Genomic DNA, 13,744 nt, shown 5'->3' with positions numbered 1-13,744 from the left:
TTATTCCTCCTCTTTCTTTTCTTGTTTATAATTTTTCAAATCATACGACTGGCTATGAAATCCCAATAAATATAAACCGTTTAATTTACAGTTTTCTTTGTATTCCTCGATATTAAAAAGCTGATTAATTTCATCCATCTGATTTTCATAATACCGTCTTTCTATCATGTTCAGTTTATTTAAATATGGCTGAATATTCTCCTCAATCACTTTCCATGTCTCAAATGGACGCTGTGAAAATTGATTCATATATCGTTTTGCGTTTGTAACTCTTGAACCATCTTTTTCTTTATCATAAGTACGATATTCAATTCGATCTGCAATTGCCAGTAATCGTCCATACAAATAATCCCGTTCCCTACATGTTCTATCCAGTGCCACTTTCCATTCCTCCTCTTTTTTTATTTCTTTCCTATATTTTTTTACCATAGAGCACGCCAACGTTAAAACTCGTTCCCAATTTATTCTTTCTTTATAAGCCATCGGGTTGGATGCCCTTATCATCGCTCTTTGGACATAATCATAAGGTATTCTCTGACCATCCCAGATACAAGGAATTAATCTTTTTGCCACCTCTGCATATAATTTTTTACCATTTGCATCAACAATCGTAAGAATTCCCTTACTTTCCATTCCAAACAGAATGTCGGCCACATCTCTGACACCCACCATCCCCAGGAATTTTGATCTTTTCCCATCTTTCCATTTTTCATGTAGCCATTCGCATCCTTCATGCCACTTTCTTATATTTTCCAGATATCGTGCAGATTCCAGTGTCTTTGCTTCTACCAAAGACAATCTTCCGGTAGTGGCTGCATCTACGCCTAATAAAATCATTGTAGATGTGTTATTAATCTGTCTTCCATATCCATTCAAGGCTTTATAAAACACTTCCGACGTAATTTCATTGCCATCTGAGATATAATCTTGTTCATCCTCCTCATACCATTTCATGCAATCATTCTCATAATCTGTAACAATTCGATCTGTATCCGCATCCCATCTGGGCATAGCAAGCTTATTGGATTCCCACGTGACTATAGTTAACGTATCAAAAGCTCTTCCCTGCTTTCGGATAATCCACTTTAAAGCATTATGCATTTTCTGAGAAGTCTCATTTCCGACAGCAAAAGCTTCTTCCTTTTCAGCAAATCGTCCTCGATATGTAAAATTCTTACTGTCATTTGCAGAAATCAATTTTGCCCCATCGCCTTCATTACGGATTTTTTTTGAGTGTAAATAAGTAATAGATTCCATATTACCACTCAGATAGCAAATTCCTTTGTTCTTTTCTAATGACCTGCTGTATTCAATATAACACTGCTGCAGAGACTGATCCTTCCAGCATTCATCCGGAGAATTTACAGACCGGATAATAAATCTGACAAATGCTTTCGTCTGCGGTATTCCCTGTATCGTTTCTTTCTCATCCAAAATTCCTTTTTCATTTAATTTCAGAACTCTGTACTCCAACAGATCCTTTATTAACGTACCTTTCACTAGATATAAATAGATTGCACGAACCTTCTTATGGGAATAATCTGATTGACACCACTTCTCCAATTTCTTTATATATAGGTCATGGCATACGCCATCATCTTCACAATAATTTTTATAATCTCCTGCAAGATATTTTAAATTGTCACATAACGGATGAGGTTCTTTTCCCGCAGTACGGCTTCCTGATTTTTCAGTAATTGGTATAATAGTAAATTTTTTAATGTTATCTACAGTTTCTGCTCTCAGAAATGTACCGTTCTCATCAATCGTTACTTCTATTTGCGCTGTCACAGTTGTATGAAACGGTGGTAGCAACACATAAGACATATTATTTCTTTTTTCAATGATTCCTGCTTTATCACTGTTTTTTTCATATAAATCAATAAGTTCCTCTGCCCAGTTCACTCATCCACCTCCTCATCAACAAATTCCTTCAGTCCTGTAAAGTTTCCTTCTCCAAAGACTCTTCTTTGCATTTCCCGGATATGTCTCTTCTGTACACATTCCTCAGGTCTGGTAAATTCTATGATTCCACCTTTTTTCATAACAGGTTTCCAGAAACGCACCGTCATCTTGTTTTGATCTTCCGGCAAAATTGCTTCATCAGCATAGGTAATTCCATGATACATAAAGCCGTATTCCACTTCTCCCGACATTGTATCATAATAACTATCTCCTTCACCAAATACACATGGTTCTACAAAAGCCTGACATTCTCTTGTTCCCAGAAAAATATCTCTACGGCCTCCCCGTTCCACCATTCTCCTAGCAATATTGTAATGCTTGTTTTCATTTCTGTCCTGCTCTAATTCCGGATGATTCATATTAAACTCAAAATGAGCTCTGACCTGGTAACATACATCTTTCAAATATGTATAATATGCCAGTTCATTTCCCCCATTGTAAGCAATCGGCCGGATTCCTTTCGTTTCTGTCTGAATAGGTTTCATAATACGCACAGCATCAACGATCCACATGATTGTAGGCTTCCAGTAAACGCTCTCTACAATTCCTTTTAATGCTTCATACGTAGGAATATGATAACTTGTCTTTTCACCGCCTACACGCATAACCGGATCTGAAAATAATGCATATGTACCGTAAACTTCAAACTCTATAGTATTTCTATATTTTTTCAAAAATATTTCACCCCCATCATATCATTAAAGTATTCATTTTTGGATTGTCTAACACTCCAATCTCATGATCATAATAACCATCACTCAACACCAATATCTTTTTATCGCATATTTCATGTATAGCATTACCTAATTTGTTTCTTTTATTTTCAGAAATACTAACTGTATATCTTTGCAATACTCTCATTTCCTTTCGTTGTTCCTCCTGGTTTAAACGGTTGCTTTCCAATTTTTGTATAGAACGTTTTGCAGTTTCATCATATTCAATTACAACATTCGTCTTGTACTCATTGGAAATAACTTCAAATTCTTTTCCTGCCGTTTGAAAAGCCTGTACAAATGGAGACTTCAAGCTTTTTGGATTATGTGAACGTTTGTACTGCTTACAGCCAATGCTGTCCTTTCCTAATAAGTCTACTAAAGTTGTATTATAATCTTTTACAGGAAATTTTGTTTCACCGGTATCCAATCCATAGTGATAATTCTCATAATATGCTTTAATTGTTTCCTGGGAATCCAGCGACCCCCCAAATCTCTCTGGATCATTTCTATAATCATCCAAGACTTTCTGTAAAGCGTTCTGTGCGGTTATTATTTCAGGTAAACTATTCAGGTTTTCTGCTTGTTTTGACATCTGTATAATATAAACGGCACCAAGCCCTTCTAATTCTTTATGCCGATTACATCTTCCCGCTGCTTGAATAATATTGTCCAATCCCGCTTTTGAACGTATCACACATCCAAACGAAAAATTTACACCTGCTTCCACCAACTGTGTACTGACACAGATTACCTTTTTCCCATTTTTTATTTCTTTCAATGCACTCTTTATCTCTTCCAGTTTATCAAGCTTATTCTTTGCACACATGTTATTACTCAAATGAAAAATCTGATATTCACTACCATCACACCACTCTCTCAACGAAGAAAACAGATTCCGGGCACAAGACGTAGTATTCACAATTACTAATATACTTTTATACACTTCTATATTTTCCAGAACAAAATCCTTTAAATCTGCTATCTCCATTCCACCTGGATAAATGCCTGTCTTATCAATAATTTCTGTTCTTTTAAATATTTCCATATATTTTTTTACTTCACCGGCCATCTCAATACATTCACAAATGTTATTTTCTTCATAAGATGCCAGAGTAGGTTGAGTAGCTGAGCATAAAATAACTGTTGTGTTACAGAAAACAGTCAGGAAATTAACTGCCAGATTAAACAATTCCCTACACTTTACAGGAAAAGCCTGTACTTCGTCAAAAATAATAATACTGTTGCATAAGGAATGCATTCTTCTGATACAGCTCTTTTGTTCCGAAAATAGCGTATTTAATACCTGAACCGCCGAAGTAAGAATAATTGGAGAATCCCATGTTTCCGTTAGCCCTCTATATTCTCTTTCCTTCTGTTCATCCTCGCAGATCACATTACAGTGATGTTCCAGAACTATTTCTGAATTTCCTACTGCATTCCTGATTTCCTGAGCATTTTGCTCCAAAATAGAATTAAAAGGAGCAATATAAATAATATGCTGTTTCTTTTGTTCAATCGCATGATGCAGAGCAAAACGCAAACTGCTGAGAGTTTTTCCAGCGCCAGTGGGAACAGTCAATCTATAAAGATTCCTTTTTTGTTTGGATGCCTCCCTGCATAAGTCTGATATTTCCTGCCTATATTCATTTAAAGTACTACAGTTTTCAGGATTCTTTTTAACTTCACTCGACAAATAATTTTCAAAATAATTAGCACTTTGCTTCCATATTACTTGCACTTTTTCCACTGACAAACGTACTGGAAGAGGGATATCTTCAGAAAAACAAGCTGTATCTGTCCAATCACTATCTATCAGAATTGATATTAAAAGCCGAACATACATTCCTATAAAGAAAAATCCATTACCACAAGTTCCGCTTTTATGATTCGACAAAAAAGCACTAATTTTATCATTGATACATTTAAAATCATCCAATGCACGTTTACACTTTTCCTCCAACATATATTTATCATATATTTGAAAAAATCTTTGTTGGATTAAATCATATTCTATACTTTTTTCTCTGCGCTTCTCCTCTAGCGTCTGACCGGTTCTCAAGTCAATACAATCCTGCACTCCATGGTGTGAATACACAATAGTACTAACCATTCTTCCTGCTGCACTGCCTTTGAATAAATCATTCGCCATACGTCCTCCTGCTGTAGAATGATCCAGATTATGTTTATGTACCCCTTCACCATACTGCAAAATTGTCTCAAAATCATTCTGGTTCTCCTTCCCTAATTTCCCAGCATCATGGAAAACTGCCCCAAGATACGAGATATTTTTTAATTCTGGAAGAGGACAAATTTTTTCTGAAAATTCTGCAACATTTCTGAGATGTGCTTCAATAGATTGTTTCCGCCTTGTTTTGTAAATGACATGTGCCAAGTATTCCCTTTTTACTATAACCTCTTCTTTATTATTGATAGTATAACTCCTTTCCAAACTGTGCTTTTTTAGGCGTTTGCGAAACGCTAACACCCACATAAATACAGAATCATTTTTGTCACAAAATATTTCAAACAGAATTTCTTACCGGACTTACAATCCATGTTCGACCATCTTGTTGATCTGACCGAACCGATATGCCAATGTATTGATGCAGATAAAGCCGCTATGGTTTTGTTTGACACTTCCGGTATTGAAACATGGGTAACTGAAAATAATCTTAAATATCCCAATCGTATCATCAAACATCTGAAAACCTTTAAGAAAACCCATAATCTGGATCAGTCCTACGACCCTTACAAAGTTGCTTATGGCTCCATGCCTTCCCACTCAGCTACTAATCCGGCAATCCAGAAGATGTACATTAACGGACATTTCTGCTATACATTTAAATTTGGTATCATTGTCAACGAGCTTGGTATTATCAGGGATATCACCTTCTACAATAAAAATTTCCTCAAATCTCACCCGGACATCGTCATAGAAAAGAAATCAGATTTTCCCGATGAGGATAAATCCCTCTCTCTATAAGATTCTCTTTGTATATTTAATATTTTAAAAGTACTTCTTGCAAATACTCTTTATATTCCTCACGAATATCTTCTGGTGCAATAATTTGAATTTTATCTCCAATTCCTGTAATCCAGCCAAAAAATTGTCTGCTTACTGTCACTATAACTTTTGTTCTAAAGTAATTTTCTCCCTCTGGTATCATCCATATATCCTGTCCAAAGCGGTCCAATATAACACCAGCAAGTCCATTATGACAAAGTAACGTTATTTCTGCATCTTTTCCCCCATACATACCAAATGTTTTTTTTGCATACAACGCCAGATTAAACTCAAGAAAATATTCTTTTCCTTTACGTTCAATATCAAGCATATTTATATGCTGTATTTTATCAACACGATAGTGCTTCACTTTTTCTTCTGACTCATCATATGCTATTAAATAATAATTTTCGTCATCCCAGGTCAGACTCCATGGGCTAACTATATAAAATGTACCATTTTTTCTTAAATGTAATTCTTTTTTTACAGTCCACTCAGCATATTGAAATGTCACTTGTTTATTATAAAAAATCGCCGCATGTATCTGATCCACATTATAATAAATCGTTTCATTTTTTGTTTTTGGTCGATTATAAATTACAACCTGTTGTGATAACTGCTTTGCTTCAAATTCACTACACAATGTTTCCAATTTATTGATAAGCTCTCTTGATTTACTTTCTGTTATAAATTTCGAAGACTGTACCGCGTCTACTAAAAGTTTCAATTCCGGAAGTTCAAATTTTCTCGTTCCAACATAATATCCAGCATTTTTTCCTTTTAATTGAATAATATTTAATCCATAACTATCAAGCGTATTTATATCACTATAAATTGTCCGTCGATCAACATCTATACCATATTCCTTACTTAAAATTCTACATAAGTCTGTTGCATTGAGAATATGTTTTTCATCTGTTTTCTTTAGCATAATATGCATCAAATACAAAATTCTTAATTTTTGATCATTGGTTGCCATAAAAACCCTCCCTTTACATTTAATAATTACACATACCTATGTGCAAAAATCCTGACATCCAATTATTTCTTCTTATTTTTTTCACATATTCCATTTTATTCCTTTTCTCTATTATATTCTTTTATTTATCAACCCACAAGCTTTGTCTTACATTTTTGTTATATTGATGCTAATACAGAAAAAACTGCCAATGAGAAATACTCATTGACAGAAATATTACATGACTCATATTATATTAAAATGCGTTGACAAAAAATGATACAATATCTCATTTGTCACCTTGTTCACTCTCTGATCCTCCACCAGCTGCCCCACTGGCTCTGCCAAGCTGCACTCACCGCAAATATCCACTCCAATAACCTTCTGATTCATAAATACCTCGGAAAGCAGTTTTTTTAGAGTATCCACAGACATATCTCCCTGATTCCAATTGGTTCTGGCACCGTACCGATCAAGAACATCCTTATCAATAGAAATGTAAGCAGGCAAATCCATGCGTATTTTCGATACATCCTTTCTGGCCGTTTCACACTCAATATCCTGGATGCTGACGCAAACTAGTTTTTTCATAAGATCAGCCGGTATTTCTTCCATACTCTTTTGATTTGGTCCTATCAGAATCAGTTGCTCTAAATATAGATTTTGCCGAAGCATTTCGCCTGCCCAACTGCCGCAACTTGTCAATTCATGGATCAATGGCTGCTGCATATCGCTGTGATGATCGAATAATACCAGCGCAAAGGGGATATGAATCTTTTCTGTAAATAATTTTGTTACATAATGATAATTCCCATTGTCCAAAAAGTGGATTCCTTCTGGTCCAAAATCCTTTAGTCGGTTTCGAATCTCATCTTCTGCCTCTTTTGTACAATACATATTGGTCCCGCTGATATCACTTAGATCAACTCTCGTCAAATCCTCTACCTGAGTTTCGATATTTTCTGGATAAACGTGTGAAAAATCAAGTATCACATTTTCTGTCTTTTTCAAATGGAGCACATCCTTTCTTCATAGACATTGTGTGTATGCTATATGAATCCTTTTCGATTATCGAAAATTAAAAATTCTTTATAATTGAAAAAAAGCCTACAAGGCTTTTTTTCAATTCAGACTGTAGACAAAGTTGGTGCTGGAGATAATCTCCAGCACCACTTTTCTTTGAAAAATGACTTTTCTTTTAATAACCGCCAAATATTATGGATGGTTGAGATTCTTTCTTCCCTTTTGGCCAGTATCCTGGCCAGTTTTTTCAGGTTCATACATGCAAAAGTAAGCCCCGCTTTCATCTCCATCCGGGCTTTTCCTATGTATTGTGTATAACGAAATCCATGCTGCTCTTTGGCTGTTCCGAAAATCCTCTCGATTGTCTCCTTTCTTAAGTCATATATCTGTTTATTGCCAAGTGTATGCCTGATGTCCTCTGCTTTCTCCATATATTCTTCCCACACATGGCGGGTGATCACTTTTATATGTTCTTTGCTTTCCGTACATCTATGAAGATTTGGACAACTGGCACATATTTCTCCGCAGCTTACGTATTCCCTATAACCCTCCCTGTTTGTCGTATGATAGGATAATATATGGTTTTCCGGACATATATAGCAGTCATAATACTCATCATATACATACTCATATTTTCGGAAAAAACCTTCCTTTGTCATTGGCCTTTTGTATGGGAACAGCGGCTCGATACCATCTTCTAACAACTCATGGGCGATTGCTGGTGTACGATAACCGGCATCTGCTATGATCATAGCCGGTGAATAGATCTTTATCTTGTCATAAAGTGTTTTGAATGTCCGGCTGTCATGTTCATTCCCCGGATGAATGCTGTATCCCAGGATCCAGCCATGTTTATCACAAGCTGTTTCCACTGCATAGGCAAAAACATGTTTATGCTCGCCTTTACGAAACCAGCCGCTTTCCGGATCACTGATACTGCATTTCTGCGTTTTAATTCCTTCTGGAATTTCTTCTTCCTTTGTATTATCACCGCTCCCGCTGCCGGATGGGGGATCATTTTTGTCTTTTTCTTTCAAAGGCTTTTTCCCATGCGCTTCACGATCCCTGGATATTTCCTTCTGTAGTTTCTCTTCATACCAAAGGGCCTGTTCCTGTGCAACTCTTTTTCGCATTTTTTTGCTGTTTGCACATGCTTTCACATGAGTGGAATCCACAAAGATCTGATCGGTGTCCACCAGTTTAAATTTCATGCAGTCTTCCAATATTTTTGCAAAGATCTGCTCAAAAAGATCTGTGTCCTTAAAACGGCGTGTATAGTTTTTTCCAAAGGTTGAAAAATGTGGTACCGGATCCATCATGTCTAATCCAAGGAACCATCTGTAAGCAACGTTTACTTCAATCTCCTTGATAGTCTGTCTCATACTTTTAATTCCATAAAGGTATTGAATAAAAGGAATTTTGATCAGCATAACAGGATCCATGCTGGGTCTTCCATTATCAGAACAGTATTTTTCTTCTACAAGATCATAGATAAAAGTCCAGTCGATGGCTTTATCAATCAAACGCAGCATATGGTTTTGAGGAACCATGTCATCCATACAGAACATCATCATCTGTTCCCTTTTTTTGTCTGCATTTTTTGTCATCATAAAAAACACCGCCTTTCTGATATTTCAATTATATCAGAAAAACGGTCGTAAACATAGAAAAGCCCGGCTTTCGCCGGGACTTTGTCTACAGTCTGAATTGAAAAAAAGCCTACAAGGCTTTTTTTCAATTAGTTTTCATGCAAGACTATGAGAGTAACTCTCTTACCATTTTGGCATCAAATACTACAGAATCTACGTGGTCCACTTCAATCTGATACAGGGCATTGGCTGCAATATGCTCTGCCGCCTGTTCCAAATCACGGATTCCGCTGGTGTTTCTATGAATATCAATCACTTCATCCAATCCCTCTGGAGTCAGAATACATTCATTCTCCTGCATACCAATTCTCTTCAGTACTTTTGGAAGAGCATATTGGGAAAAGATGATCTTCTTCTCTTCCGGTGTATAGTCTGGAATCTCGATGACCGCAAAACGAGACATCAACGGTGCGCTGATCTGATCTTTATCGTTGGCAGTAGCAATCGGATATACACCAACCGTTGGAATCATACATTCCATGTAGTTATCGGTAAATCCAAGGTTGTCAAGCAGTGTCAGAAGAACATCTGCAGGGTTTCCATTTCCTTTCCCAGAGGCTGCTTTATCCAATTCGTTGATAATAAATACCAGATTAGACTCGCCGGCCATGGAAAAGGCTTCCATAATAATACCTGGTTTTGCGTTGGCATAGATTCTGGAGCTTCCCGTCAGCTGCTCTGGATCATTGATAGAACTCATATCCAGAGTCGTCCAAGGAAGCTTTAAGATACGAGCTACCGCATAGGCAATCTGGGATTTCCCGGTTCCGGCAGGACCGATCAGTAATAAACCATAAGCTGGCAAAGTATGGGTGCGGTTAATCTGAATAATTGTCTCGATGATTCTCTGTTTTACCCGCTCCATGCCATAAAGCTCTTCATCTAAGATGCGACGAGCCTCTTCGGGATCAATGGCTTCAAAATAATTGCTCTTCCACTGAATGTTCATCATCATGGACAGGGCACGCTGGGCATGACGTCTCTCTTCCTGAGAAACCTCGTGAGAACGTGCTACCGCCAGGTTTCTTCTGGCCCAGAGATGAATATTATCCGGCAGGGTTCTGCCCGCACAATTCATAAAATCAGTAATGCTCTGGATACTGGTCAGCTTCATGCTGTCACCAACTTCCTCCTGATCCTCATTCTCCATCTCTTCTGATGGTGCATTGCTAGACAGCAGGCGTTCAATCATAAACTGTAAGAATCCATCTTCTGCAGAAAGTTTGCTTCCTCCTCCAAATGCGATCTCACGAATCTTATATACGGCATAACCATCTTCACGATCGGCACCGGAAAGGCGCACATTGATACGATTCTCACCTAGCCATTTTAAAAGGCTAACAAAACGGGCATCCAACTGTAAAATATCAGCAGTTACCACACCATTTTCTCCTTTGAATTCAAACGCTGTCCGCTGAGACGGATTAATGAACACTCCGCAAGAGTGGTGCTGCAGATTTTTCCCTTTATTATCCAAAACAAGAATCGGCTGTTCTGGAGAAGTGGTAGACTCATTGGTACGAAAAATTGTATAAGTACACGCAGAAACTTTTTGTTTTTCTGGTGCATTGCTAAAATCAAAAACTGGCATGAAATAAACTCCCTTTTCTCTTAAATTTGTAACGTAATGAAAGCATATCCTCGCATTCTTTCTGCAATATATGCATTGGTTTTTAGTTTAACATGAAATAACGCTCCACACAATGTACATCTGCTCAAGTCCAGCAAAATAGACATGTATTTCTACTTTCTTGCAAGCGAAAATCCTTTTCCACGCACTTCCTTCACCTGAGTAATCGTTAAGAAAGCACCTGGATCCACTTCATGGATCATTTCTTTCACCGGGTATAGCTTTCGCCCCGGAATCACACACATGACTCCCTGCAATGAATCATGGGTATAACCTTTTTCCATGTAGATCATGGTCACTCCAGCATCCTGTTCTTCCAGCAGATTCTCCCGGATTTCCTCAAATTTATCGGAAATGATCACAATCTGGATCTGGGCCTTTCCGAGCAATAGAATCTGATTCATCGTCAATGTCTCGATCAGTAATACTAAAATACCGAATAAGATCTGCTCTGCATTAGAAAACGGAACCTGAATACCCAATATAATAAAATCGATGATATACAGCCCAACTGCTACTGAAATCATCGGAACCCAACGATGAAGCAGCAAAGCAATAATATCCGTTCCGCCGGTGGACGCTCCTACGCGGACAACCAATCCGATTCCCGTGCCCAGCACCAGACCTCCCAGAACCGAAGCCAGCATAGCATCACCTGTCAACGTATTTATTCCAGGAATCCCCATGATGATAGAAAGCCATATAGGATAAATAAAGGTACTGGCAATCGTAGAAATGGCAAACTTCTTTCCCATTGCCACTGCTCCCAAGAGAAACAGACAGACATTAAAGCCAAATACCACAACCGGAAGCCCGATGGATAAATAATGACTGACAGCCAGTGCCATACCTGTAACACCTCCCATAATCACACCATGGGGAGAGAAAAAAGCTGCCACGGAAAATGCGATCAGCCCATTTCCTGCCACAATACTGGCAATCATATCTAATTGTTTTTTTCGTTTCATAACAACCTCCCAAATACTGTTTTCCCTTTATCTGACTATTATAGCAAAAAAAAAGACCAAATCCTATGTTATATAGAATTCAGTCCTTTTTCATCTAATCAATTGTTACGTAAAAATATTATACTGCCAAAATACGTCCTATAAACTGTTATTTTTCATTATGAAGCAGCTTATGCTCTTTTCCTTTTAAGATTCCTTCATATGCAGTCCGCACAATTGGATTCTCTTTTGAAAGCTTAATCTGTGCCGCACGATCAATATTATAGATACCTTCAAAACGTGCCTGCTTTGTTCTTGATCCAATTGGAAGTGGCTGACCTCCACCGGAAATACATCCTCTCTTGCAGGCCATAACCTCTACAAAGTCATACTGTACTTCACCGCTTTCCATTTTCTTCAAAAGATTGTCTGCGTTGCGAAGACCATTAACAATTGCAATACGAACTTCTCTGCCTTGATAATCAATAACCGCTTCCTTTGTGCCATGTAACCCGCGGACACCGGTAAAGGCAATTTCTTCCAAGTCTTCCATCCGATTACTTCCTACCAGATTACGAATAACTGCTTCCGTTACACCACCAGTAACACCAAAAATTGCTCCAGCCCCGGAAGCCAGACCAAATGGCATGTCTAATGCTTCTGAAGGCATCTCCTCCAGATCGATTCCCGCCTCTTTAATCATACGTGTCACTTCTGTAGTAGTAAGTACGTAATCAACATTTTGTTCACCATCCGTAAAATGCTCTGGTCTTAAAATCTCTGCCTTTTTGGCCGTGCAAGGCATGATGGATATAACCACTGTTTTTCTCGTATCTTTTTTGTTTTCACGTGCCTCTTCTTTCAAAATAGCTCCAAACATCTGCTGTGGTGATCTGCAGGAAGAAATATGTTTCACAAGATTTGGATGTTTTTGCTCACAAAATTTTACCCACGCAGGACAACAGGATGTAAAAAGAGGCAAATTTTCGCCTTTTGTCAGGCGTTCTACAAATTCCTTAGACTCTTCAATAACCGTTAAATCTGCGCCAAAGTTTGTATCATAAATCTCATCGAAACCAATTCTTCGAAGAGCAGCTGCTAAACGTCCAATGGAATTCTTTCCTTTTGGAATACCAAATTTATCACCGATTGCCACACGCACCGCTGGCGCAACCTGTGCAACTACGCGTATGGAAGGATCTGCTAAAGCTTCCCATACTGGACGGAAATTTTGTTTGATCGTGATGGCTCCAGTAGGACATGCAACCCGACACTGACCACATCCTACGCAATCTGTTTCAGACATCTTCCTATTAAATGCAGGCATAACCCTCATGTTGGAACCACGATATGCAAACTCTAAAATTCCCATTCCTTGTATTTCATCACAAGTACGTACACAATCGCCACAAAGAATGCATTTATTCGCATCAATAACGATACAGTCTGAGGATTCATCAATTGGTACCTGCTCTTTTGTATTTGAAAAACGAATATAACTTACACCCAATTGCTGTGCCAGTTTCTGTAACTGACATTCCCCATTCGTATGACAAGTTGTACATTCTCTGCAATGAGAAGCCAATAAAAGCTCTAAGATCATTTTTCTATGATGCTGTAATTTCGGTGTGTTTGTATAAATTACCATCCCATCTCTTGGTACTTCTGAACAAGAGGCAAATACTCTGCCTCGATCGTCTTCCACTACACATAATCTACATGCACCATATGTAGATAATTCTGAATGATAACAAAATGTTGGCAGGTTGATTCCTGCTTTTCGAATAACGGAAAGCAGATTTTTCTCATCATCAAATGCAATCTTTTGGTTATTCACTGTTAAGTATTTCAT

General features: G+C 37.8%; 9 protein-coding genes and 1 pseudogene. 1 reads left to right on the top strand and 9 read right to left on the bottom strand.

The window, feature by feature from the left end; all coding sequences use genetic code 11:
• Genes cas8c through BHF69_RS00710 form a run of 3 tightly spaced genes read right to left on the bottom strand, consistent with a single transcriptional unit; the run spans position 1 to position 5,172 of the window.
• Positions 1-1,905: a type I-C CRISPR-associated protein Cas8c/Csd1 gene (gene cas8c / locus BHF69_RS00720; RefSeq protein ID WP_075669168.1), complete on the bottom strand. Its 1,905-nt coding sequence runs from the start codon at positions 1,903-1,905 to the stop codon at positions 1-3.
• On the bottom strand, positions 1,902-2,639 hold the full coding sequence (cas5c, locus tag BHF69_RS00715) for a type I-C CRISPR-associated protein Cas5c (RefSeq protein ID WP_075669167.1): 738 nt from the start codon (positions 2,637-2,639) through the stop codon (positions 1,902-1,904). Before cas5c ends, cas8c begins: the two co-directional genes overlap by 4 nt.
• A gap of 16 nt (positions 2,640-2,655) precedes the next feature.
• Positions 2,656-5,172, bottom strand: coding sequence for a CRISPR-associated helicase/endonuclease Cas3 (locus BHF69_RS00710; RefSeq protein ID WP_083650872.1), 2,517 nt, complete (start codon positions 5,170-5,172; stop codon positions 2,656-2,658).
• Between the two features lie 30 nt (positions 5,173-5,202).
• Here BHF69_RS00710 and BHF69_RS00705 point away from each other — a divergent pair.
• A pseudogene (locus BHF69_RS00705) lies at positions 5,203-5,658 on the top strand (ISNCY family transposase); the annotation flags it as partial.
• A gap of 22 nt (positions 5,659-5,680) precedes the next feature.
• On the opposite strand, the gene BHF69_RS00700 reads toward BHF69_RS00705, so the two are convergent.
• The 6 genes from BHF69_RS00700 to BHF69_RS00675 all read right to left on the bottom strand — a co-directional run bounded on the left by BHF69_RS00700 (position 5,681) and on the right by BHF69_RS00675 (position 13,744).
• Positions 5,681-6,664 (bottom strand): helix-turn-helix transcriptional regulator, encoded by a 984-nt coding sequence (locus tag BHF69_RS00700; protein ID WP_075669166.1) that lies wholly within the window; start codon positions 6,662-6,664, stop codon positions 5,681-5,683.
• A gap of 225 nt (positions 6,665-6,889) precedes the next feature.
• Positions 6,890-7,654, bottom strand: a complete 765-nt coding sequence (locus BHF69_RS00695) for an arginase family protein (protein ID WP_075669165.1) — start codon at positions 7,652-7,654, stop codon at positions 6,890-6,892.
• Positions 7,655-7,770: 116 nt separating this feature from the next.
• Positions 7,771-9,276, bottom strand: coding sequence for an IS1182 family transposase (locus BHF69_RS00690; RefSeq protein WP_075669164.1), 1,506 nt, complete (start codon positions 9,274-9,276; stop codon positions 7,771-7,773).
• Between the two features lie 145 nt (positions 9,277-9,421).
• Positions 9,422-10,906: an AAA family ATPase gene (locus BHF69_RS00685; protein WP_075669163.1), complete on the bottom strand. Its 1,485-nt coding sequence runs from the start codon at positions 10,904-10,906 to the stop codon at positions 9,422-9,424.
• Positions 10,907-11,058: 152 nt separating this feature from the next.
• Complete coding sequence (locus BHF69_RS00680) at positions 11,059-11,913, bottom strand: YitT family protein (RefSeq protein WP_075669162.1); 855 nt, start codon at positions 11,911-11,913, stop codon at positions 11,059-11,061.
• A gap of 148 nt (positions 11,914-12,061) precedes the next feature.
• Entirely contained in the window at positions 12,062-13,744 is a 1,683-nt protein-coding gene (locus BHF69_RS00675; protein WP_075669161.1) for a [FeFe] hydrogenase, group A, read from the bottom strand.

Origin of the sequence: Anaerostipes sp. 992a, from assembly GCF_001940245.1 — a bacterium.
Classification (GTDB): domain Bacteria; phylum Bacillota; class Clostridia; order Lachnospirales; family Lachnospiraceae; genus Fimousia.
Note: the sequence above shows the minus strand (reverse complement) of the source record. Positions and strands in the feature narration are given on the sequence as shown.